This window comes from Streptomyces sp. NPDC107559, assembly GCF_055657365.1.
This window is the reverse complement of sequence record NZ_JBVKBD010000001.1, coordinates 225,524-248,457: the sequence shown is the minus strand read 5'-3', so window position 1 is coordinate 248,457 and position 22,934 is coordinate 225,524. Positions and strand designations below refer to the sequence as shown.

At 71.7% G+C, this 22,934-nt stretch carries 20 protein-coding genes and 2 tRNA genes; 13 read left to right on the top strand and 9 right to left on the bottom strand.

Translation table 11 applies throughout. The features are described 5' to 3' along the window. Positions 1-4: 4 nt before the first annotated feature. From ehuB to ACZ7OY_RS01000, 6 genes are all read left to right on the top strand, one after another. Positions 5-910, top strand: coding sequence for an ectoine/hydroxyectoine ABC transporter substrate-binding protein EhuB (ehuB, locus tag ACZ7OY_RS01025; RefSeq protein ID WP_471909429.1), 906 nt, complete (start codon positions 5-7; stop codon positions 908-910). Next, positions 907-1,563: an ectoine/hydroxyectoine ABC transporter permease subunit EhuC gene (gene ehuC, locus ACZ7OY_RS01020; RefSeq protein ID WP_471909428.1), complete on the top strand. Its 657-nt coding sequence runs from the start codon at positions 907-909 to the stop codon at positions 1,561-1,563. Before ehuB ends, ehuC begins: the two co-directional genes overlap by 4 nt. Next, entirely contained in the window at positions 1,560-2,210 is a 651-nt protein-coding gene (gene ehuD, locus ACZ7OY_RS01015) for an ectoine/hydroxyectoine ABC transporter permease subunit EhuD (protein WP_471909427.1), read from the top strand. The genes ehuC and ehuD overlap by 4 nt, the downstream gene beginning before the upstream one ends. After that, positions 2,200-2,997 (top strand): amino acid ABC transporter ATP-binding protein, encoded by a 798-nt coding sequence (locus ACZ7OY_RS01010; protein ID WP_471909426.1) that lies wholly within the window; start codon positions 2,200-2,202, stop codon positions 2,995-2,997. Before ehuD ends, ACZ7OY_RS01010 begins: the two co-directional genes overlap by 11 nt. Before the next feature lie 230 nt (positions 2,998-3,227). Beyond that, positions 3,228-3,986 carry an IclR family transcriptional regulator gene (locus ACZ7OY_RS01005; protein ID WP_471909425.1) on the top strand — a complete coding sequence of 253 codons (759 nt, stop codon included), beginning with the start codon at positions 3,228-3,230 and terminating at the stop codon, positions 3,984-3,986. A 133-nt stretch (positions 3,987-4,119) separates the two neighbouring features. Continuing rightward, positions 4,120-4,193, top strand: a tRNA-Lys gene (locus ACZ7OY_RS01000). Here ACZ7OY_RS01000 and ACZ7OY_RS00995 read toward each other — a convergent pair. From ACZ7OY_RS00995 to ACZ7OY_RS00975, 5 genes are all read right to left on the bottom strand, one after another. Continuing rightward, the gene (locus ACZ7OY_RS00995; protein WP_471909424.1) at positions 4,159-5,910 is read right to left on the bottom strand and encodes an AMP-binding protein; all 1,752 of its coding nucleotides are present in this window, start codon (positions 5,908-5,910) and stop codon (positions 4,159-4,161) included. The genes ACZ7OY_RS01000 and ACZ7OY_RS00995 overlap by 35 nt on opposite strands. A gap of 40 nt (positions 5,911-5,950) precedes the next feature. Beyond that, positions 5,951-6,415 carry a DUF3592 domain-containing protein gene (locus ACZ7OY_RS00990; RefSeq protein ID WP_471909423.1) on the bottom strand — a complete coding sequence of 155 codons (465 nt, stop codon included), beginning with the start codon at positions 6,413-6,415 and terminating at the stop codon, positions 5,951-5,953. A gap of 192 nt (positions 6,416-6,607) precedes the next feature. Beyond that, positions 6,608-7,213 carry a lytic polysaccharide monooxygenase auxiliary activity family 9 protein gene (locus tag ACZ7OY_RS00985; RefSeq protein ID WP_471909422.1) on the bottom strand — a complete coding sequence of 202 codons (606 nt, stop codon included), beginning with the start codon at positions 7,211-7,213 and terminating at the stop codon, positions 6,608-6,610. 96 nt (positions 7,214-7,309) lie between these two features. After that, on the bottom strand, positions 7,310-8,467 hold the full coding sequence (locus tag ACZ7OY_RS00980) for an SPFH domain-containing protein (RefSeq protein WP_471909421.1): 1,158 nt from the start codon (positions 8,465-8,467) through the stop codon (positions 7,310-7,312). A 150-nt stretch (positions 8,468-8,617) separates the two neighbouring features. Further along, positions 8,618-9,943 carry a peptidoglycan-binding protein gene (locus tag ACZ7OY_RS00975; protein WP_471909420.1) on the bottom strand — a complete coding sequence of 442 codons (1,326 nt, stop codon included), beginning with the start codon at positions 9,941-9,943 and terminating at the stop codon, positions 8,618-8,620. A 219-nt stretch (positions 9,944-10,162) separates the two neighbouring features. Between ACZ7OY_RS00975 and ACZ7OY_RS00970 the strand changes: the two genes are divergently transcribed. The 4 genes from ACZ7OY_RS00970 to glxA all read left to right on the top strand — a co-directional run bounded on the left by ACZ7OY_RS00970 (position 10,163) and on the right by glxA (position 15,210). After that, positions 10,163-10,236 (top strand) — tRNA-Lys (locus ACZ7OY_RS00970). A gap of 66 nt (positions 10,237-10,302) precedes the next feature. Then, positions 10,303-11,016: a FadR/GntR family transcriptional regulator gene (locus ACZ7OY_RS00965; protein ID WP_351600282.1), complete on the top strand. Its 714-nt coding sequence runs from the start codon at positions 10,303-10,305 to the stop codon at positions 11,014-11,016. A gap of 310 nt (positions 11,017-11,326) precedes the next feature. After that, positions 11,327-13,276 (top strand): glycosyltransferase family 2 protein, encoded by a 1,950-nt coding sequence (locus ACZ7OY_RS00960; protein WP_471909419.1) that lies wholly within the window; start codon positions 11,327-11,329, stop codon positions 13,274-13,276. Beyond that, positions 13,273-15,210, top strand: a complete 1,938-nt coding sequence (gene glxA / locus ACZ7OY_RS00955) for a radical copper oxidase GlxA (protein WP_471909418.1) — start codon at positions 13,273-13,275, stop codon at positions 15,208-15,210. Before ACZ7OY_RS00960 ends, glxA begins: the two co-directional genes overlap by 4 nt. Positions 15,211-15,241: 31 nt before the next feature. Here the strand turns inward: glxA and ACZ7OY_RS00950 are convergent, their stop codons facing one another. The 4 genes from ACZ7OY_RS00950 to ACZ7OY_RS00935 all read right to left on the bottom strand — a co-directional run bounded on the left by ACZ7OY_RS00950 (position 15,242) and on the right by ACZ7OY_RS00935 (position 20,301). Continuing rightward, positions 15,242-16,276, bottom strand: a complete 1,035-nt coding sequence (locus ACZ7OY_RS00950; RefSeq protein WP_471909417.1) for a glycoside hydrolase family 6 protein — start codon at positions 16,274-16,276, stop codon at positions 15,242-15,244. A gap of 482 nt (positions 16,277-16,758) precedes the next feature. Then, on the bottom strand, positions 16,759-17,538 hold the full coding sequence (locus ACZ7OY_RS00945) for an HAD-IIA family hydrolase (protein WP_471909416.1): 780 nt from the start codon (positions 17,536-17,538) through the stop codon (positions 16,759-16,761). A gap of 84 nt (positions 17,539-17,622) precedes the next feature. Beyond that, positions 17,623-18,873 (bottom strand): hypothetical protein, encoded by a 1,251-nt coding sequence (locus tag ACZ7OY_RS00940; RefSeq protein WP_471909415.1) that lies wholly within the window; start codon positions 18,871-18,873, stop codon positions 17,623-17,625. A 213-nt stretch (positions 18,874-19,086) separates the two neighbouring features. Beyond that, positions 19,087-20,301 carry an ROK family transcriptional regulator gene (locus tag ACZ7OY_RS00935; protein ID WP_471909414.1) on the bottom strand — a complete coding sequence of 405 codons (1,215 nt, stop codon included), beginning with the start codon at positions 20,299-20,301 and terminating at the stop codon, positions 19,087-19,089. A gap of 56 nt (positions 20,302-20,357) precedes the next feature. Between ACZ7OY_RS00935 and ACZ7OY_RS00930 the strand changes: the two genes are divergently transcribed. The 3 genes from ACZ7OY_RS00930 to ACZ7OY_RS00920 all read left to right on the top strand — a co-directional run bounded on the left by ACZ7OY_RS00930 (position 20,358) and on the right by ACZ7OY_RS00920 (position 22,908). Then, positions 20,358-21,425, top strand: coding sequence for a Gfo/Idh/MocA family protein (locus ACZ7OY_RS00930; protein ID WP_471909413.1), 1,068 nt, complete (start codon positions 20,358-20,360; stop codon positions 21,423-21,425). Next, entirely contained in the window at positions 21,425-21,925 is a 501-nt protein-coding gene (locus tag ACZ7OY_RS00925) for a heme-degrading domain-containing protein (protein ID WP_471909412.1), read from the top strand. Before ACZ7OY_RS00930 ends, ACZ7OY_RS00925 begins: the two co-directional genes overlap by 1 nt. Before the next feature lie 98 nt (positions 21,926-22,023). Further along, positions 22,024-22,908, top strand: a complete 885-nt coding sequence (locus tag ACZ7OY_RS00920; protein ID WP_471909411.1) for an LLM class F420-dependent oxidoreductase — start codon at positions 22,024-22,026, stop codon at positions 22,906-22,908. Positions 22,909-22,934 lie beyond the last annotated feature (26 nt).

The window sequence follows — 22,934 nt, the reverse complement described above, 5'->3', positions numbered from 1 at the left end:
GGCCATGGCACCACCTATAGGAATCGGCGAGAACAGACCTGGCCCCACCCGCAGATCGCTGCTCGCGGGGGTGGCGGCACTCGGCGCGCCGGCCGCGGCCGGTTGCAGTCGCGTGGCCGCGGCGTCCACCACGAAGGGCGGTGATCTGCTCGACCGGCTCAGGGCGCAGGGCGTCGTACGGCTCGGCATCGCGGGCGAGATCCCCTTCGGCTACATCGACAGGAACGGTGATCTGACCGGCGAGGCACCCGAGTTGGCGAAGGCCGTCTTCAAGCGGCTGGGCGTGGACCGGGTCCAGCCCGTGCCGACGGAGTTCGGCTCGCTCATCCCCGGCCTGAACTCGCAGCAGTTCGACGTCGTGGCCGCCGGGATGTACGTGAACCCGGACCGCTGCGAGCAGGTGATCTTCGCCGATCCGGACTACCGGATGCTCGACTCGTTCATCGTGCGCAAGGGCAACCCGATGGGCCTGCGCACCTATCAGGACGTGGTCGCGAAGAAGGCGAGATTCGCGACCGGAACCGGTTACGCCGAGATCCAGTACGCGGTGGAGGCCGGCTACCGGGAGAGCGACATCCTCGTGGTGCCGGACCAGGTCGCCGGACTGAACGCGGTCGAGGCCGGGCGCGCCGACGTGTTCGCCGGTACCGCGCTGACCACCCGCGAGGTGGTCAGGAAGTCGCGCAAGGCCGAGGCGACGAAGGCCTTCGCGCCGCTCGTCGGCGGCAAGCCGCACGTCGACGGGGGCGCCTTCGCGTTCCGGCCTGCCGAGACGAGGCTGCGGGACGCCTTCAACGTGGAGCTGCACGGGCTCAAGAGGAGCGGGGAACTGTTCCGCATCCTGCGGCCGTTCGGGTTCACCGAGGCCGAGATGACCGATCTGACCGCGAAGGAGCTGTGCGGCGGATGACCCCGGGACTCTGGGAACTCGTACTCAAGGGCGTGTGGACCACGGTCCAACTGCTTGTCTGCAGCACCCTGCTGGCCGCCGCTGTCTCCTTCGTCGTCGGGATCGCCCGCACCCACCGCCGGTGGATCGTCCGCTTCCTCGCGGGCCTGTACACCGAGGTGTTCCGCGGGACCTCGGCCCTGGTCATGATCTTCTGGGTGTTCTTCGTGCTGCCGATCGCCTTCGGCTGGCAGCTCGTGCCGATGTGGGCGGGCACGCTGGCGCTCGGGCTGACCTACGGGGCGTACGGCTCGGAGATCGTGCGCGGCGCGCTGAACGCCGTCGACCCGGCGCAGCCGGAGGGCGGCATCGCGCTCGGCTTCACGCCCTGGCAGCGGATGCGGCTGATCCTGCTGCCGCAGGCGGTGCCGGAGATGGTCCCGCCGTTCTGCAACCTGCTGATCGAGCTGCTCAAGGGCACGGCGCTGGTGTCCGTGATGGGCATGGGCGATCTGACGTTCAGCGCCAACCTGGTGCGGCTGGCGCTCCAGCAGAGCGCCGAGATCTACGCCTACGTGCTGCTGATCTACTTCGTGATCGCCTTCCTGCTCACCCGGCTCATGCGCGCTCTGGAACGGCGGCTGAAGGCCGGGGTCGGAGGTGGTGTCGCATGACCTGGGACTGGAACGCCGTGACGGACTTCCTGCCGCTGCTGCGGGAGGGTCTGGTGGTCACCCTGGAGGCGCTGGCCCTCGGCTCGCTGATCTCGTTCGCCCTGGGGCTGGTGTGGGCGCTGCTGATGCGCACGCCGACGCGCTGGGTACGCTGGCCGGTCGGAGCGGTCACCGAGTTCGTCCGCGACACCCCGCTGCTGGTGCAGCTGTTCTTCCTCTTCTACGTGCTGCCCGAGTGGGGCCTGGCCCTGTCCGCGCTGACCACCGGTGTGCTGGGCATCGGCCTGCACTACTCGACGTACACGATGCAGGTCTACCGGGCCGGTATCGAGGCGGTGCCGGCCGGCCAGTGGGAGGCGGCGACGGCGCTGAGCCTGCCGCCCGGCCGGACCTGGCGGGCGGTGATCCTCCCGCAGGCGATCCGGCGGGTCGTGCCGGCCCTCGGCAACTACGTCATCGCCATGCTCAAGGACACACCGATGCTGATGGTGATCACCGTGCTGGAGATGCTCGGTGAGGCCCGGCTCTTCTCCCAGCAGAACTTCCGCTTCACCGAGCCCCTCACGGTGATCGGTGCGGCCTTCATCCTCATCTCCTATCTGGCCTCCCTTCTCCTGCGAGCCCTGGAGCGACGCCTTGTCCGCTGACACCTCCCTGACGAGCGATCCCGACATCCACGCCAATCCGCCGGTGGACGGCAGCGAGCTGATCCGCTTCGAGCAGGTCACCAAACGCTTCGGCGACAACACCGTGCTCGACCGGCTGGATTTCTCCGTCGACTCCGGCAGGCACGTGACGCTGATCGGACCGTCCGGATCCGGCAAGACGACGATCCTGCGGCTGCTGATGACGCTGACCCGGCCCGACGAGGGCACGATCACGGTGGCCGGGGAGCGGCTGCACCCGGCCGGGGAGAAGCAGACCCGCGAGATCCGCAAGAAGATCGGGATGGTGTTCCAGCAGTTCAACCTCTTCCCGAACATGAGCGTGCTCAGGAACCTCACCGAGGCGCCCGTGACCGTCCTCGGGCTGTCCCGGGACGAGGCGGAGGCCCGCGCCCGCGAGCTGCTCGACCTGGTGGGCCTGGCCGACAAGTGCGACGTGCGCCCGACCCGGCTGTCCGGCGGGCAGCAGCAGCGGGTGGCGATCGCCCGCGCCCTGGCGATGCGGCCGCAGGTGCTGCTGCTCGACGAGGTGACCTCGGCGCTCGACCCGGAGCTGGTGGCGGGCGTCCTCGACCTGCTCCGGGACATCGCCCGCAGCACGGACATCACGATGCTGTGCGTGACCCACGAGATGAACTTCGCCCGGGACATCTCCGACCAGGTGCTGATGTTCGACGCGGGCCGTGTCGTCGAGTCCGGGCCGCCGGAGAAGCTCTTCGGCGACCCCGACCACGCGCGCACCCGGGAGTTCCTCGGCGCGGTGCTGTGACCTCGGTTACCGACCAGGAAAGTTTTGGCGTGCAATTACAGGACGCGCACAAGTCATCACCCCAGGTCTCGCCGGGGTGACATGACTTCGGCATATGCCAGAGAGCCAGCGCCCCAGTTGAGAGGGCCACATTCTCGCCAACAACCCCTTCCGGGAGGCTTCTTGCCGGTTATCGTGGAGAGGATCCGCTGTCCGGATCACGGCCCAGGAAGCGACCGGGGGGATTCACCGTGGCGCTCAAGCAAGAGCCGACCGCGCCGTACCACTCGGCTCAGGACGCCCTGCGCGTCCTGGAGACGGTGGCGCGGCACTCCAGCGGTGTGACCGACATTCTGCTCGCCCGCGAGACCGGCCTGGGCCCGGAGCGACTGCCCGCGCTGCTGCGCATGCTGCGCCGCGAGGGCTATGTCGAGCAGGTCGGCGACGGCGCGTACGTCACCGGACACGCCCTCGCCCGCCTGGGGTCCAGCCACGACCGCGAACAGGCCCTGCGCGAGAAGCTCCAGCACACCCTCGACCGACTGCGCGACTCCGTCGGCGCCGCCGTCTACATCAGCCGGTACGTCGACGGAGAGGTCAAGGTGACCCAGTACGCCGACAGCCCCGCGACCCCGGCGGTCAACGAGTGGGTCGACTTCCGCTTCTCCGCGCACGCCACCGCGGTCGGCAAGAGCCTTCTCGGCCAACTCGACCACAACGGCCGACGCGACCATCTCGCCCGGCACAAGATGGCCCGCCTCACCTCGCGCACCATCACCAGCGACAAGCTGCTGCTCTCCCGGCTGGAGGCGCAGCCGCCCACGGTGCCGGTGCTCGACCTCCAGGAGTACGCGGTCGGCACGGTCTGCGCGGCCGTACCGATCACCGCCGGGTCCGCGGTGGGCTGCCTCGCCGTGTCCCTCCCGCTGGAGCACGCCCACCGGCTCCGCCAGGCGGCGGACGCGCTGAACCGGAACGCGGCACCGGTCCTGCTGTCGCTGGCGATCTAGAGCTCGGGGCAGCCTGTCCCCGTACCTGCCGCCCCGGTCGGGCCGGGGCTACAGGTCCGTGGTCACGAGCACCCCGCGGACCAGGTAGTATTTTCTTCGTCGCCGGCCGCACAGAGCGGAAGGCGGGAGTCATGCGCCGCTAGCTCAGTTGGTTAGAGCAGCTGACTCTTAATCAGCGGGTCCGGGGTTCGAGTCCCTGGCGGCGCACAGAAGAGGGGCCCTTCGCGACAGCGGAGGGCCCCTCCGCTATGTGCTCCTCGGCCATGAGCTCCTCGGCCAAGAGTCCCTCCCGCCCCCGTGCCCGGAACTCCGCCTCCAGCCCGGCCAGGTCCGCGGCGCCGAACCTGCGGTAGGCGCTCGCGCCGGGCGGCCGCCACCACACCGGATCGGCACACCGGAGACCCTCCCGCCTGAGCCCCGCCCGGTGGACCTTGTTCGTGGCGGTCACCGGCATCCGCTCCACCACCCGCACGAACCGCGGCGCCATCTTCGTCCCCAGATCCGGCTGGGCCGCCAGGAACTCCACGAAACCGGCCGGGTCGAAGTCCCCCGCGAGGGTCGCCATCACCTGGTCCCCGGCCACCGGATCGGGCACCGCGTACACCGCGACGGCCGCCGCGCCCTCGTACCGGGCGAGGATGTTCTCGATCAGTGCGGCGGCGAGGTTCTCGCTGTCGACGCGCAGCCGGTCGTCGGCCCGCCCAGCGAAGTAGAGGAAGCCGTCCCGGTCCCGGTAGAAGAGGTCGCCGGTCCAGTACCAGCCGTCCCGGCGCCGCTCGCGTTCCGCCTCGGGGTTGCGCCAGTAGCCCTCGAACGGGTTCGGTCCGCGGTTGACCAGCTCGCCGATCGCCGCGTTCCCGTTGAGCAGCCGCCCGGCCGCGTCGAAGGCGGCGGGCGGGCACTCCGCGCGGGTGTGCGGGTCGAGGACGACGAGCTCGGCCCCGCGCCCCGGCCTGCCGACCGCCCCGGACGGCGTCCCCGGCGTCCACTGGACCGCGGCTCCGCCCTCCGAGGAGCCGTACCCCTCCACCAGCCGGACCCCGAACCGCCGCTCGAAGGCGGCCGCGTCCACCGCCCCCGCCTCCGTCCCGAAGCCCAGCCGCAGCGGGTTGTCCCGGTCGTCCGGGCGGGCCTCGGTGGCCAGCAGGTACTGCACCGCCCGCCCCACGTACGTGAAGTAGGTCGCCCGGTAACGCCGTACGTCCGGCAGGAACCGCGAGGCCGAGAAACGGCGGCGCAGCGCCACCCCCGCACCGGCGGCCAGCGCGGGCGCCCAGTCGGCGATCACCGCGTTGCCGTGGAACATCGGCATGCAGACGTAGTGCACGTCGTCCCGCCGCACCCCGAACTGCTCCACCAGCGAGCGGGCGGCGGCGGCCAGCCGGCCCTGGGAGCAGATCGCGGCCTTGGGCGCACCGGTCGAGCCGGAGGTGAAGCAGAGCAGGACGCGGTCGGCCGGGGTGGCCCGGGAGGCGTCCGGCCGGGCGTCCGCGTAGGGGGCGAGCAGGTCGGCGTAGGCCTCGGTGTCGGTCACCAGCAGGCGCACGCCGGGGAGTTCGAGTCCGTCGAGGAGGGGCAGGTGGGCCCGCTCGGTGACGACGATCCGGCATTCGGTGTGCCGGATGTCGCGAGCCAGCTCGGGCCCCCGGCGGGTGGGGTTGATGCCCACGACGGCCGCCCCGGCCAGCGCGGCCGCGCCGAGCCACAGCGGGAACTCCGGGGTGTTGTCGAGCAGGACGCCCACATGCGGCTCGGCGCCCCGGGGCAGCAGCTCGGTCAACAGCTGCGCCCGGGCCGCCGCCCCGGCCGCCGTCTCGTGGTGGGTCAGCTCCTGCTCCCCGCACCACAGCCCCGGCCGGTGGTCCCCCCACCGTTCCGCGACGAGTTCGGCGACCGTGACCCTCGCGTTCCGCGTGGACTTCATGGCCGTGCACCGTAGTTGACGACCCGTCAGATAGCCACGGCTACGGCATGAGGTCATCGACCGCGGAGAACATCAGGTGCGCGGTGACGATGAAGGTGACGCAGAAGGCGAGCGCCACGCCGAGGAACAGCATCAGGCATCCCGACTCGGCGAAGAGCCGGCCGTGCGCCGGCGGCTTGGCCGTGCCCTGCTCGGGGCGGTCGGCGGCGTAGTGGACGGTGACGACGTCACCCTCCAGGGTCGTGCCCGGTCCGCCCGCCTCCTCGAAGCGGACGGTGCGGCCGTCCCGGGTGGTGAACTCGTAGACGTGATGCAGGGTCGTCGACACACTGCTGTCGCCGCCGCCTCCGCTGGTGGTCGTGTACGTGCGCAGGCAGCGTGCCTCGGCGACGAGGCCACTGCCCCAGGCCCGGCTGACCCGCCGGGAACGCTTGACCACCGCGTACATGGCACAGAGCAGCCCGACGATCATGATCGACGGGATGAAGACGAAGAAGATCTCCACGGGTCCCCCGGCCTCGAGTGCGCCTACCCCCCGGTAGGCGTGTCAGGAACCTACCCCCGGGCGGCGACCGACCGGCTCAAGGGACGCTCAGAACTCACCGGGCGGGCGTCCGGCGACGGATCCGCCCGCGGCGGACCCGTGTGCGCCGGGCACCGGTGACACCGGCGCGCACGGACCCTGCCCGTGGGGGGATCAGAAGGTGACGTCGGAGCAGGCGTAGAACGCGTTGGCCGTGTCCGCGATCGTCCACACGGCGACGATGACGTGGTGACCGCTCAGCCCGGAAGGCAGCGTGCCGCTGTGGGAGAGCGTGGACGGCGGGCGCTGGCCGTTGTAGGGCACCGTCAGGAACGGTGTGGTGGTGAGGTCGGCGCGGGTCAGGTTGTGGTTCTGGTTCCAGCCCGCCTTGGTGACGTAGTACCGGAAGTCGGTGGTGGCGTGCATGGCGGTGAACTGCCAGCGGAAGGTGTAGCTCTGCCCGCCGGTCACCTTGGTGGTCGGCCAGGCTCCGCCCGAGGGGGTCTTCGGGCTGTCGAGCTGGGCGAACCGCGTGTTGTTGCCGGAGCAGATCTGGCCGTCGGCCGGACCCGCGGCCGGGAAGCCCTTGGGGCCCTCGACGCTCTGCGGCTCCCACTGGATGTCGCCGCAGTTCGTGACCGTGCCGTTCTGGCAGAGCTTCTGCCTGCTGACGGGCAGGTCGGTGTAGCCGTGGCTGCTGGCGCCGCCGGCCGAGAGCACGAAGGCTCCGGTGGTGGCGAGGCCCAGCACGGCGGCGTACCACTTGGTCCGTGTGCGCATACTGCCGCTCCTGGAGAACGTGGGGAGGTTCACTGAGGCGTGCAGGTCTAGACCAAGTCTCAGATTATTGCCGTCAATTGAACATGTCCATACCAATCACGGGCTTGCTTCCCCCCGGCCCGCGCAGAACGCCACCGTCAGGTCCTTCACCAGTGCCTTGCGCTCGTAGTCGTCCAGTTCGACCAGTCCGCGCATGGTCAGCCGGGTCACCGTGTCCTCCACCGAGTCGAGGACCGAGGTGAGCACGCTCGCCCGCTGCCGCGCGTCCAGCGCGGCGATCCGGCGGCGCTGCATCACGGCGGCGACCTCCGGGGCGTACTCCACCCGCACCGGCCGCACCGAGAACACCTCCAGGCCGACCGCCCCCGCGTCCCGCGCCACCCGTCTGCCCAGCGCGTCGGCGGCCGCGTCCAGCGAACCCCGCGCCGCGCCCGGCATCTCCACCGGCACCCGGGCCAGCGCCGCCTCCACGCACTCGCGCAGATACGTCTCGTGGTCCTCGACCCCGAGCACGGCCCGCGCGGTGTCCCGCACCCGCCACACCACCAGCACCAGGACCCGCAGCGCGACCCCGTTGCCGTCGGCCGCCTGCATCGGCTCGCTGCGCCAGTGCCGCAGCCGCACGTCGACCCGGCGGCGCAGCAGCAGCGGGTTGACCCACGTCAGGCCGGTACGGCGGACGGTCCCCCGGTAGCGGCCGAACTGGTCGAGCACCCAGGCCTGTCCGGTCCGGCCCCGGGCGAGACCGCCGAACCCGAACAGCCCGAGCGCCACGGTCCCGGCGTACGCCGCCCACTGCGCCGGGCCCAGTCCGGCACCCGTCGACGCGGGCAGCCACAGCGCCTGCGCGACCGGCACCGGCAGCGCACCCGCCCACCAGGAGACCGCCGCGCAGCCGGCCGTTCCACAGGCCCCGGCGAGCACGCCCAGCGCGCCGGGCAGCGCCCGCCCGCGGTGCTCCACCAGGTCGGGGTCGACCTGCGGCAGACCGGGCGCGGTCGCGAGCGCGGGCCGCCGCAGGCGCGGCTGCTCGTCGGCGCCCGGCCGGCGCCCCACGGCCGCGGGCCCGACCGGTACGGACACCGGGTCCGGCTCGTCACGGAAGAGCAGATGGACGGGGATCTCGGTGGTCGTCTCGTTCTGGATCAGCCGGACGGGCCTGGACTGCCCCTCGGCCGGGCCCGGCCCGTCCTGCCCCTCCGCCGGTCCCGGTCCGTCGGATTCGGGCGTCTGTGACATGGTCGTACTGCTCATACGTGCCTCCAGCCTCCGCGCCAGATGCGTCGCATCGGTGGGCGGGTAGGGGGTCCGCGAGTGGTCGCCGGTGGGGCTGCGGGGGTCGCCGGTGGGGCTGCGGACGACCGTCGGGCCGTCGGGCCGGGGGTCCGGTCCGCGGCCCGGCGGTCACGAGAAGATCCGGCGCCAGGTCTCGGGCCCGGGGTAGCCGTCCGCCGCGCCGCCCCGCCAGCCCTGGGCGCGCTGGAACGCCTCGACCGCCCGCCGGTCCGGCTCGCCCCAGCGCGGCCCCGGCCCGGTGGTGAAGTACTTGCCGAACCCCTTCGTCACCAACTGGCGGCCGAGCTGGGCGACGTACACGTTGTCCGCGCCCGGCCGGAACATGCCCCGGCCCGGGTAGGCCGGGATCTTCGCCGGATGCGTCCCGGCCGCGATGTCCCGGCCCGCGCCGGTGGCCAGCAGCGCCCAGGTGCGTGGGCCGGGCCGCCCGTCCACGGCCGCGCCCGTCCAGCCCTGGGCGCGCTGGAACGCCTCGGTGGCCCTGCGGTCGGCGTCCGACCAGCGGGGGCCAGGACCGGTGGCGTAGTAGGCGGCGGCGCCCCGGCTCACCAGTATCCGGCCGAGCTGGGCGACGTACTTGTTGTTCGCGCCGGGACCGAAGTACGCCGCTCCGGGGTACGGCGTCGCACCGGTGCCCGCCTGTCCGCCCGCCGTGATCAGTTTTCCGCCACTGCCGGCCGGCTTCGTGGCCGCCGCCTCCGTCGCGAGCCCCTTGTAGCGGTAGGCGACGTATTTGGCGGAATGACTCCAGTAGGCGTAGGGGGTGCCCTGGCGGCGGGTGTGCGGAGGCGTCTGCTCATAGGCGGTGTAGTAGGTGTGCGTGTAGTCCGTCCAGCCGCCGAAGAGGACGACGTGCGAGCCTTTCTGCGGGTCCTTCGTATTGTGGAAGAGCAGCATGTCGCCGGGCCGGACCGTGTCCTTCGTGACGCGTTCCCCGTACTGGCCCAGGCTGCCCGTCCATTCGTTTCCGGGCAGGCTCCAGGCCATGGAGACAAAACCCGAGCAGTCCTGCCGGTAACCGTCGGACCAATAGGCGCCCATGCTGTACGGCACTTTCGCGTCGATCCATTTCTTAGCCCGGTTGACGATCTCCGTACGGGTGGTCCTGGGCGTCTTGAGCCCGCCCGGCGTACCGGTCTGCCCGCGGCCGTGGCCGTGCAGCGGGGCCTTGCCGCCCTGGGGGGTGCCGGGCTCGTCACCTGCGGGGACGCCGGGCCGGGCGGGTCCGTGCGGGGCGGCGTGCGCGGGCGCCGCGGCCACCGCGCCGAGCGCCGCCGACGCGGCCGAGGCGGCGGCCACGGCCAGGACGCGGTGGACGGCCGGGTGGCCGACGGTGCGGGTGCGGGAGAAGGGCAGGAAACGGTGCCACAGGGCGCAGCCCGGGCAGTCGCAGTCGCTCGCGGGATCGAATTCCTCGAATACCGGAGTCCTCATGCGATTCCCCTCACACTCCAGGTGGACCTGTCCGCGTGTGTACACGTAGATCAGTTTCCCAACTGTCTTCCGGGTGCGCATGTTGACGGTCCGAACGATGTACAGCGGCCGGCCGGAGGGGGCCGAAGGGGCCGGGGAGCCGCGCGGGGGCGGCCGGGAGGCGGCCTGGAGTGGTCGGAAGCACCTCCGGACGTCATGTAGAGTTAACGACGTCAGCAAGCGCCGCTAGCTCAGTTGGTTAGAGCAGCTGACTCTTAATCAGCGGGTCCGGGGTTCGAGTCCCTGGCGGCGCACAGACGGGAGAAGCCCCTCGCAACAGCGAGGGGCTTTTTCGTTGTTTGGCCGGATACCCTCTCGCCATGGCAGCCCGAGACCTCCAGGAGCGGATCAAGAAGCTCATCATCGACCGCCGGCTGCCCTCCGGGGCCCCGCTGCCGACCGAGCCCGAGCTGATGGAGTTCCTCGGCGCGAGCCGGAACTCGGTGCGCGAGGCGCTCAAGGCGCTCCAGGCGATGGGCATCGTCGAGATCCGGCACGGGTTCGGCACCTATGTGGGTCCCATGTCCCTCGCCCCCATGATCGAGGGCCTCGCCTTCCGCACGGTCGCCGGGCACTACCGGGGCGAGGACAGCCTGCTGGAGCTGCTGGAGCTGCGCGAGGCGGTGGAGACCGGTCTGGTCTCCCGGCTCGCGGGCCGCATCCCCGAGTCCGGCCTGGCCGAGCTGGACGCACTCGTGGACCGGATGGAGCAGGAGGCCGAGCGGGGGGCCGGGCTCGCCGAGACCGACCGGGCCTTCCACGCCGCCCTCTACCGGGGGCTGGGAAACCCGCTGTTGCGCGAGGTGCTTGAGGCGTTCTGGGACGCCTTCCACCGGGTCCGCACCGATCTGGCGGATGTCCCACAGGACCCGCTGGTCACCTGCCGCCAGCACCGGGACATCGTGCGCGCGGTGCGCTCGGGTGACGCGATTCGAGCAGAAGCGGCCATAAGAGATCACTTCGGAAACATTCGCACCCGACTGTCCACAACTGATCCACAACTCCCCCACAGCTGCCACAATGAGCGCGTATGACCGGTAAACAGCGCGTATCGCGTCTTGCGATCAGGCCGGACGCCGTAGAACCCTGTTTCCCAAGATGCTGTCGTTCGACGGCACTTGGGGGGCAAGAAGCCGGTTGCCGTTGATACGGGTGGAGGGAACCCGTTCACGGGAGTGTGTCCAGGGGGGCGCCCCGCAACCGGGAGTGCGCAGTTTCGTGTCCATGGGTTGTACGACGACTGCGCCTCGCCACTGAAACGCCTGTGCGGCCGAGGGGGGCCATGGCAGGTGTCAGAAACCGACAGACACGCGCTGACCAGCGTGTTGTGGGGGGGGAAGACTCATGACGTCCATACCGACGGGCGCCCGGCACGATCCCGACCCGTCCGAGACGGTGCAGCTGAGAGTGCCCACGCATTCGACCGGCCAGTTACGCCGAGCCAGAAGGGCACTGCCGAGATACGACTACGAGCACTACAGCCGGCTGGCGGGTCCGCTGACCCAGCCCGACCCGGCCAAGCCGTACCGGGTGGAGTACCGCTCGCTGCTCTCGCAGGAGCCGCACCGGATCCGGGCCGCCCTGATGCTGGGCGCCGCACCCGTGCTGTCCCTGGTCCTGCTGGGCTGGCTGCTGCGGCCGGAGCACTGGACCTCGCGTGACTACCCCGCCTTCTCCTGGCTGCCGGCGCTCGACGTCGTCATGCTCGTCTCGATCGGCCTGATCGAGTTCTTCCGCTGCATGAACGTACTGTCGAACGCGCACGCCACCCTGGTCGCCCGCGACCCGGTCCCGGTCGTGCCCGAGACCGGCACCAGAGTCGCCTTCCTGACCTCCTTCGTGCCCGGCAAGGAACCGCTGGAGATGGTGACCCGGACCCTGGAGGCCGCCGTCCGGCTGCGCCACCGGGGGCTGCTGCACGTATGGCTGCTCGACGAGGGCGACGACCCCGAGGTCAAGGCGGTCTGCGCCCGGCTCGGCGTGCACCACTTCTCCCGCAAGGGCGTCGAGAAGTGGAACCGGCCCAAGGGCCCGCACCGCGCGAAGACCAAGCACGGCAACTACAACGCCTGGCTGGAGGCGCACGGCGACGCGTACGACTACTTCGCCTCCGTCGACACCGACCACGTACCGCTGCCCAACTACCTGGAGCGGATGCTCGGCTTCTTCCGCGACCCGGACGTCGGCTTCGTCATCGGCCCGCAGGTCTACGGCAACTACGACACGTTCGTCACCAAGGCCGCCGAGTCCCAGCAGTTCCTCTTCCACGCGCTGATCCAGCGCGCCGGCAACTTCTACGGCGCCCCGATGTTCGTCGGCACCTCCAACGCCGTACGCATCAGGACGCTGAAGCAGATCGGCGGCCTGTACGACTCGATCACCGAGGACATGGCGACCGGGTTCGAGATCCACCGGCACCGCAACCCGGACACGGGCCGCAAGTGGCGCTCCGTCTACACACCCGACGTACTCGCGGTCGGCGAGGGGCCGAACGCCTGGACGGACTTCTTCACCCAGCAGCTGCGCTGGTCCCGGGGCACCTACGAGACCATCCTCAAGCAGTACTGGAAGGGCTTCTTCTCGCTGCCGCCGGGCAAGCTCTTCAACTACACGATGATGATCATCTTCTATCCGATGTCGGCCCTGAACTGGATCCTCGCGGCGCTGAGCTGCGCGCTGTTCCTGGGCCTGGGCGCCTCGGGCGTGGACATCGACCCGACCGTGTGGCTGATGCTCTACGGCAACGCCTCCGCGCTCCAGATCGGCCTGTACATCTGGAACCGGCGGCACAACGTCTCCCCGCACGAGCCGGAGGGCTCGGGCGGTGTGGCCGGCATGGTGATGTCGGCGCTGTCCGCGCCGATCTACGCCCGCTCGCTGATGGACACGGTGCTGCGCCGCAGGAGCAGGTTCGTGGTGACGCCCAAGGGCGACTCGGCCAGCCCGGACACGCTGTTCGGGACCTTCCGGGTGCACCTGTTCTTCATCGTGGTGTTCGCCGGGTCGATCACCGCCGGCTTCGCACAGGGACACTCCCACCCCGCGATGACGGTCTGGGCCTCGCTCGCCCTGCTGATCACCGCGTCGCCGATCCTCGCCTGGCGGTACACGCTGCGGCAGACCCGGAAGCAGGCCGCCCAGGCCGCCCCGGAGCCGCGGGACGCGGTCCCGCCGCAGTTCACCACGGCCGGCCCGCACGGCCCGGTGCCCCGGCCCGGCCGGGCCGCGTCGAGCGGGAGCGGCGACCAGACCATGCGGATAGCCCTGGGCGGACCGGGAGGTCGTGAGGAATGAGCGAGCGAGCCGGACGCCGGCGCGCACGGCGACTCGCGGTGGGTACGGCGGTGGTCCTCGCGCTGGCCGGGATGAACGGCCCGTGGATGTACCGCTTCGGGACCGAGAAATACCACGAGTACGAGATCGACAGACCGCAGTACAAGGCCGAGAACGGCCACTGGCAGATCGTGCAGTTCCCCGAGAAGTACCGCCAGGACACCATCCACGCCGTCCTGCTGCACACCGGCAAGGTCCTGCTCGTGGCGGGATCGGGCAACAACCAGGACAACTTCGACGCCAAGAAGTTCGACAGCCGCGTCTGGGACCCGGTCAAGGGCACGATCAAGAAGGTGCCCACGCCGAACGACCTGTTCTGCACCGGCCACACCCAGCTCGCCGACGGCAGGATCCTGATCGCGGGCGGCACCAAGCGGTACGAGAAGCTGAAGGGCGACGTCACCAAGGCCGGTGGCCTGATGATCGTCCACAACGAGAACCCCGACCGGCCGATCACCCTGCCCGCGGGCACCCGGTTCACCGGCAAGGAGAACGGCAGGACCTTCGTCTCCAAGGACCCGGTGCTCGCACCGCGCGCCAAGAAGGTGTTCGACCCGGCGACCGGCCGGTTCCTGCACAACGACCCGGGCCTGGGCCGCATCTACGTCGAGGCGCAGAAGTCCGGCTCGGCGTACCAGACCGGCACCCAGGACAACTATGCGATCCAGGGCCTGACCGGGGTCGACGCCCGCAACACGTACGGCATCGCGCAGAAGCTCGCGCTCGACAAGAAGGACTTCCAGGGGATCCGGGACGCCTACGAGTTCGACCCGGTCGCCGAGAAGTACATCAAGGTCGACCCGATGAACGAGGCCCGCTGGTACCCGACGCTCACCACCCTGAGCGACGGGAAGGTCCTCAGCGTCTCCGGCCTCGACGACATCGGCCAGCTGGTCCCGGGCAAGAACGAGATCTTCGACCCCGCGACCGGGAAGTGGACCTACACCTCCACGATCCGCCAGTTCCCCACGTATCCGGCGCTGTTCCTGATGCAGAACGGCAAGATCTTCTACTCGGGTTCCAACGCGGGCTACGGACCCGACAACGTCGGCCGGGACCCGGGCGTCTGGGACGTGGCCGGCAACCGGTTCACCAAGCTGCCCGGACTGAGCGACCCCGACCGGATGGAGACGTCGGGCACGGTGCTGCTGCCGCCCGCGCAGGACGAGCGGTACATGGTGATCGGCGGTGGCGGGGTCGGCGAGTCCGAACTGTCCAGCAACCGGACGCGGATCATCGGCCTGAAGGACGCCCACCCGGCGTTCACGGACGGGCCGACCCTGGAGAAGGGCACCCGCTACCCGCAGTCCTCGGTGCTGCCCGACGACACCGTGCTGGTGTCGGGCGGCTCGCGGGACTATCGGGGGCGCGGCGACTCCGACATCCTCCAGGCCCGGATCTACCACCCGGACACCAACACCTTCGACCGGGTGGCCGACCCGCTGGTGGGCCGCAACTACCACTCGGGCTCGCTCCTGCTGCCCGACGGACGGGTGATGTTCTTCGGCTCGGACCCGCTGTACGGCGACGAGGCCGACACCAAGCCGGGCACGTTCGAGCAGCGCATCGAGATCTACACACCGCCCTACCTCTACCGGGACGCACGGCCGTCGCTCTCCGGGGGTCCGCGGACGATCGCGCGCGGCGGCACGGGCATGTTCACCTCGCGGCACGCCGCCGCGATCAGGAAGGTGCGGCTGATCCGGCCGAGCGCCTCGACCCACGTCACGGACGTCGACCAGCGGTCGGTCGCGCTGGACTTCACGACCTCCGGCGACCGGATCACGGTGACCGTGCCGAAGAGCCGCAACCTCGTGCCGTCGGGCTGGTACATGCTGTTCGTGGACGATGACCAGGGCACGCCCAGCAAGGCACAGTGGGTGAAGGTGCCCTAGCCTGCGGGCCGGTGGTTCCGTGCCGCCGGTGTCAGTGGGTGGCCCGCGCCAGGTCCAGTGCGTACTTCGGCCACCACTGGCCCGCCTTGGGGCCGCCCTTGCACTCGCCGTCCGACTCGCCCGGTCGTTTGACCCACAGGTAGGCGTCGGCCAGCGCGTCCGCCGTCCTGGTCGTCGGCGGCGTGCCCAGCGCGCGGCCGGGCGGGTTGCACCAGCGCTCGTCCGGATCGCCTTGTGTGTAGGGCCCGTTGCCGTTGCGGCTGGTGTCGATGACGAAGTGCTTGCCGCCGACCTTCGCCGAGAGGCCCCTGCCGTAGGCGAGGGAGTCCTTCGTGGAGTAGAAGTTGGAGACGTTCACCGCGAAGCCGTCGGCCTTGTCGACGCCCGCCCGCCGCAGCGCGTCCGCCACCTGGTCGGGGTGGCTCCAGCCCGCGTTGCCCGCGTCGAGGTAGACCTTCGTGTTCTTCAGGGACTTGAGCCTGTCGACGGCGCCCCGCAGGAGGTCGTAGCGCTCCGCGTGGAAGTCCTCCGGGGTGCAGCCGTCCACCAGGTGCAGAAGGGCGTCCGGTTCCAGGACCACCGTGCTGGGACGGTCCCCGATGCCCCGGGCCACGCCGTCGATCCAGGCCCGGTAGGTGTCGCCGTCGCCGGCGCCGCCCTGCGAGTACTGGCCGCAGTCGCGGTGCGGGATGTCGTAGAGGACCAATAACGCGGTGCGGCCCACCCGGTCGGCGGCCTCGGTGAAGCCCCGGGCCTCCGGCTCCGGGTTCTCCGGGCCGATCCACTCACCGGTCGGCTGCTCGGCGATCTTGCGGATCTGCCCGGCCTCGTCCGCGCGGCCGGCCTTGGCGTAGGACGCGAGCTGCCGTGCCGCGTTCCCGTCCGGGTTCACCCAGAACGGGTCGGTGCGCTCGGGCTGTTGAGTGACCCCGGCGCTCGCCGCGCCGCCCGGCTCGCCGTCGTCCCCGCCGCCCGACGAGCATCCCGCGACAGCCAGCGCCGCCCCCAGCGCCACCACGGAGATCCCACCCCGGACCGAAGACCGCGCCCCCCACGTGCGATACATCCAACTCCCCCTAGGGTGCACTGTTCTGCACAGTTTTTCCCGGTGCCAATCCTGACATACGCGCCCGTACACCCACGGGATCGCCCGAATTTGTCGAGGAGTTGTCGAGAGCGCCGAGGGTTCGACGCGGTACGCTCCCGGGTCACCTGCGGGGATGACGGAGAGCCACGGCCGGGGAACCCGGTGTCATACGCCCTCTAGGCCCGCGGGCACATCCGTTCTACAGTCTTCTCGCACGGCCCGGCCCCGGCCGGCCATGCACTCACCGTGGCCTGCGCAACCTCCCGCGTCGCCCGCCGGGTTACTCCCGCAACCCGTGCGCACGCGGTCGAGGACCGGCCCGGTCGGCGTCCCCAAGGGGGAGCGGGCCGCCGGCCGGGCCCGGTGACCCCCGGTCCGTCCACGGTGCCGGGGACGGCCACGGGGGCATGCGCGACCGGCCGCGCTGCTCCGTACCGGTGGATCGCCCGGTGCCGGGCGTCTCAGATCCGTTCGACGAGATCCGCGATGGAGTCCACGATCTCCGAGGGCCGGTACGGGAAGTCCTCGACCTGCTCGGGCCGGGTCAGCCCGGTGAGCACCAGGAACGTCCGCATCCCGGCCTCCATGCCGGCCAGCACGTCGGTGTCCATCCGGTCACCGATCATCGCGCTGGTCTCGGAGTGGGCGCCGATCGCGTTGAGGCCGGTGCGCATCATCAGCGGATTGGGCTTGCCGGCGAAGTACGGCTTGCGGCCGGTCGCCTGGGTGATCAGCGCGGCCACGGCACCGGTGGCGGGCAGCGGGCCCTCGGCGGACGGGCCGGTCTCGTCCGGGTTGGTGCAGATGAAGCGGGCACCACCGAGGATCAGCCGCACGGCCTTCGTCATCGCCTCGAACGAATACGTCCGGGTCTCGCCGAGCACGACGTAGTCCGGCTCGTGGTCGGTGAGGATGTAGCCGATGTCGTGCAGCGCGGTCGTGAGGCCGGCCTCGCCGATGACGTACGCCGTGCCGCCCGGCCGCTGGTCGTCCAGGAACCGGGCGGTGGCCAGCGCCGAGGTCCAGATGGACTCGACCGGCACCTCCAGGCCCATGCGCCGCAGCCGGGCGTGCAGATCGCGCGGGGTGTAGATCGAGTTGTTGGTCAGCACGAGGAACGGCTTGCCGGACTCGCGGAGTTTCTTGACGAAGGCGTCGGCACCGGGAATCGGGACGCCCTCGTGGATCAGCACACCGTCCATGTCGGTGAGCCACGACTCGATGGGCCTGCGGTCTGACATCTGCAAGGTCTCCTGCCGTACGCGGTACGTGAGCCCCAGCCTAGACACAGGCCCGATCTTGCGGAACGGCCTTCCGATACGCGGTCAGCGCCGCCTGCGCACCAGTACCAGTACCAGCACACCGCCGGCGAGCAGCAGGGCGAGGGTCGCGGCGAGCACGGCGGCCGGGGCGCCGAGGCCGGTACCGGCGAGCTCCTCGACGAAGGGGAGGTCGTCGGCGGAGGCGGAGGCGGCCGGGTCGGCGGAGCCGGTCGATTCGGTGGAGCCGGTGGAGTCGGGCACGGACGCGGACGAGGTGCCCGAGGCGCGGGGCCGCGGGGCGGCGGAGGCGGCGGGGGAACCGGCGGGAGTGCGTGGCGCGGCCTCCGGATCGCTGCCGATGCCGGTCCCGGGACCGGCGCTCGGGCGGGGGGACGACGCGGCAGGCGGGCGCACGGTGCCGGAGGCGGCGGGGGTGTCGGCGCGCGCGTGTCCGCCCGCCTCGGTGTCCGGGTCCGGGTCCGGGTTCGGGTTCGGGTTCGGGTTCGGGTTCGGGTGCGCGTTCGGGTGCGTGTCGGAGTGCGTGCCCGTACCCGTACCCGCGTCGGCATCGGTGTCGGGGCGGGCGTTGGAATCCGCGTCGGCCGCGACACGGAAGCGGTAGGCGTTCGACTCGCCGACCCAGTCACCGTCGTCCTTGTGGCGCTGGACCACGGCCGCGTTGACGGTGATGTCCTTGGCCGCCGTGTCGGAGGTGAGGGCGAGCCGGACCTTCACCGTGAGGGACTTGCGCGGGGCCACCGTGAAGCCGGCGAAGTCGTCCGTGCCGTCGTCCTCCGCGTCGAACGCCCCGACCAGTTCGTCCTCGTCGGTCGTCTCGAAGTGGACGCGACGTGGGCGCGTGCCGTCGTAGAACTCCAGGAGCAGTTGGTCGGGCTTCAGGGCGTGCTGCCCGTCGACCAGCACGACGACCGGGTGGATGCCCGCGCAGGGGCGGGTGGTGGTGTTGGTCAGGTCCAGGTACCAGGTGCCGTAACCGCCGCCGGGCTCGTAGGCGCCGGGGCCGCCGCGGATCCGGGTGGTGAGAGGGAAGGCGTTGCCGTCGGAGGTGGCACAGGCCGGGTCGGAAGCGGCGCGAACCGCCGAGGCGTTCGCCGCGGAAGCGTTCGCCGTCGAGACGGTCGCCGTCGAGGCGTTCGCCGCGGGAACGGTCACGGCGACAGCCGTCACGGCGGCAGCCGTCACGGCGGCAGCGGTCGCGGCGGAGACGGTCGCCGCAGCAGCGGTCGCCGCCGGTACGGGAAGCAGGGCGGCGGCTGCCGCCAGGCACAGGGAGACGGGGGTGCACGGTCGCATGGTCAAGTGACCCTGCCCGACCAGGGCGGCCGGGCCCCGGCGCCATGCCGGGCCGAAGGACGACAGAACTCGAACGAGTGTGCAATTCCGGCCGATCGGCGCACCCCCGGTTGCCGCCCCGGAAACTGCGGCCCCACGCACCCGGAGCCCCAAGACCCGAAGTCCCGAAGTCCCGGACTCCGGAGCCGCACGCTCCCCCGCGGCTCCCCCGGCTCAGGTGTCGTCCCGCCCGAACAGCGGCCCGAGCAGCAACTGCGCCGCCCCCTCCGCGACCGCGCGCGCCCCGCCCGGCGCCACCCGCACCGGCACCGCACCCTCGGCCGCGCCCCCGCGCCGGGCCCGCGCGTCGAGCACCTCCGCCACGCCGCGCACGAACCGCTCCGGCGCCGCGGCGACCGTACGCCCGCCGAGCAGCACCTGGTCGATGTCGAGCAGCCCCACCAGGTTCGCCGCGCCCGCGCCCAGCACCCGGGCCGCCTCCTCGATGTCGCCGCGCGCCACGGCGCCCAGGCACAGGGCCTCGATGCAGCCGCGGTCGCCGCAGCCGCACGGCGGCCCGTCGAGCTGGATGACCTGGTGCCCGAACTCCCCCGCCCCGGTGCGCGCGCCCCGGTGCACGCCGCCTCCCACGACCAGTCCGGCGCCGAGTCCGGTGCCGAGGTGCAGATAGGCGAAGGAGTCGCCCTCGCCGCCGACGGCCAGTCCGAGCGCCGCCGCGTTGGTGTCCTTGTCGACGACCACCGGCACACCGCCGAGCCGTCGGGCGAGCGCGTCCCGCAGCGGGAATCCGTCCCACTCGGGGAAGCCGGTGACCCGGTGCAGTACGCCGTGGGTGTGGTCGAGGGGGCCGGGCAGGGCCACGCCGACCCCGAGGAGGGAACCGGAGCGCCGGGCGGAGGCCAGGAGTTCCGCCTCCCGGGCCACCGCCGCGACCACGGCCTCGCCCCCCGCCCCCAGGTCCAGCGGACCGCCCCGCTCCGCCACCACGCTCCCGGCGAGGTCGACCAGGACGGCCCGTGCCTCGTCCCGGTCCAGGTGCACGCCGACGGCGTACCCCGCCTCGGGCACCAGCCGCAGCACCGTGCGCGGTTTGCCGCCGGTCGACGCGCGCCGCCCCGCCTCCGTCGCCAGCCCCTCGGCCCGCAGCCGGGCGGTGATCTTGCTGACGGCCTGCGGGGTCAGGCCGGTCCGCTCGGCGAGTTCGAGCCTGCTTATGCCGTCCGCACCCCCGGCGCCCGCCGTGCGCAGCAGGTCGAGGACCAGCGCGGTGTTGTGGCTGCGCAGCGCGAGCAGATTGACGCCGGCCGTCGCGCCCGTACGGCCGCCGCTGTTCCCGCCACCGCCGCTCCCACTTCCGGTCCCGGTCCCGCCGACCGCGCCACCGCTGTCGGCGCTCCCGCCGCCACTGCCACCCCTGGTCCTGTTCACCCCGCCATTCTCCCCCGCGCTTGCACTTTGGCAACAGCGTTGCGAAAGTGGAGGGCATGACTGCTACCCCCCTCCGCGTGGGCCTGATCGGTTACGGCCTTGCCGGTTCCGTCTTCCACGCCCCGCTGATCGCCGCCACCGAGGGCCTGGTCCTCGACACGGTGGTCACCTCGAACCCCGAGCGCCAGGAACAGGCCCGCAAGGAGTTCCCGGACGTCCACGTCGCCGTGAACGCCGAGGAACTGTTCGACCGCTCCGCCGACCTCGACCTGGTCGTCATCGCCTCGCCGAACAAGACGCACGTCCCGTTCGCCACGGCCGCGCTGAAGGCCGGTCTGCCCGTCGTGATCGACAAGCCGATCGCGGGCACCGCCGCCGAGGCCCGCGAGCTGGCGGCCCTCGCCGAGGAGCGCGGCCTGCTCCTGTCCGTGTTCCAGAACCGCCGCTGGGACAACGACTTCCTCACCCTGCGCAAGCTGATCGCCGACGGCGAGCTGGGCGACGTCTGGCGCTTCGAGTCGCGCTTCGAGCGCTGGCGCCCGCAGCTCAAGGGCGGCTGGCGCGAGTCCGGCGACCCGGCGGAGATCGGCGGTCTGCTCTACGACCTCGGCAGCCACGTCGTCGACCAGGCGCTCGTCCTGTTCGGCCCCGTCACGCAGGTGTACGCCGAGTCGGACGTCCGGCGCGCGGGCGCGGCAGCGGACGACGACACCTGCATCGCCCTCACGCACGCGAGCGGCGTCCGCTCCCACCTCTACGTCTCCGCGACGACCGCCCAGCTCGGCCCGCGCTTCCGGGTGCTGGGCTCGCAGGCGGGCTACGTCAAGCACGGTCTGGACCCCCAGGAGGCGGCGCTGCGGGACGGCGATCGTCCCGGTGCCGGCTGGGGCGCGGAGCCCGAGCAGCTGTGGGGCCGTCTCGGCTCCGGCGAGTCCCCGCTGTCCGGCGGCGGCGCCCCCGTACCGACGCTGCCCGGCGACTACCCCGCCTACTACGCGGCGGTGGCGAAGGCCCTCACCGACGGCGGCCCGAACCCGGTGACCGCGCTGGAGGCGGCCGCGGCCCTCGACGTCCTGGAGGCGGCCCGCCGCTCGGCCCGCGACGGTGTGACGGTGAACCTGTGATGAGCGCACGCGAGATCACCCCCCGGTTCGCCCCCGAGATCACCCCGAGCGTGGAGGAACTGGAGGCGCAGGAACGCCGGCTGGTCTTCCGTCAGTTCACCCACGACGACGCCTGGTCCCTCGGCTCGCTCCTGGTGGAGCTGGCCCGGGAGCGCCAGGCCCCGGTCGCCATCGACATCCACCGCGCGGGCCAGCAGCTCTTCCACGCCGCGCTGCCGGGCTCCACCCCCGACAACGACGCGTGGATCGCCCGCAAGCGCCGGGTCGTCGAGCGCTACGGCGTGGCGTCCTACCTCGTCGGCGCCCGGTTCCGGGCCAAGGGCACCACGTTCGAGGACTCCTCCCGCCTCGACCCCGACGCGTACGCGGCGCACGGCGGCTCCTTCCCGATCAACGTCGAGGGCGTCGGCGTGATCGGCTCGGTGACGGTCTCCGGGCTGCCGCAGCTGGAGGACCACCGGTTCGTGGTGGCGACGCTGGAGCAGTTCCTCGGTCTGTAGGACCGGTCCGTACGCGGGATTACCGCGCGGCTCCCTCCGGTTGGGACGGACGTGCACGACGATCACGGCACGACACCCATCCGGAGGGAACGGACCCGATGACCGAGTCGACGAACGGCACCCCCACCGTCAAGGAAGCGATCGGCAGGTACGGCGTCTGGAGCACGGGCCTGCGCTCGGAGGACCCGGCCCGGCGCGGCGAGATCGCCGAGGCGGCCGCGGAACTGGAGGAACTCGGGTACGGGGCGGCCTGGCTGGGCGGCAGCAGCGCCCCCCGGCACGCCGGACCGCTCCTCGAGGCGACGTCCCGGCTGGTCGTGGGCACCAGCATCCAGAGCATCTGGCAGTACGAGGCCGACGAGAGCGCCGCCGGGTTCGCGGAGCTGGCGCAGTCCCACCCGGGCCGTTTCGTGCTCGGCCTGGGCGTGAGCCACGCCAGGCTCGCGGAGCAGTACCGCCGTCCGTACTCGGCACTGGTCACCTATCTGGACGCGCTGGACAAGACCGGAGTGCCCGCCGGGCGGCGCGTCCTGGCGGCCCTCGGCCCGAGGACCCTGGAGCTGTCCCGGGACCGGGCGGCGGGCGCGGTCCCCTATCTCGTCACGCCGGAGCACACCGCGAGCGCCCGCGAACTCCTCGGCGACGGGCCGCTGCTGGCCCCGGAGTTCGCGGTCGTCCCGGAGGCCGACCCGGCCCGCGCCCGCGCCCTGGCCCGTGGGCACCTGGCGCTGTATCTCTCGCTGCCCAACTACACCGGCAACTTCCTGCGCCTGGGCTTCACCGAGGACGACCTGGCCGACGGCGGCAGCGACCGTCTGGTCGACGCGCTGTACGCGTGGGGCGACGAGGAGCGGATCCGGGAGCGGGTCGAGGCCTTCCACCGGGCGGGCGCCGACCATGTGGCGATCCAGGTGGTGGACGCGGGCGCGCGGGACGACCTGCCGCGCGAGACCTGGCGAAGGCTCGCGGCCGTACTGATGTGACCGGATCCGATGTGAGCGGATCCGAT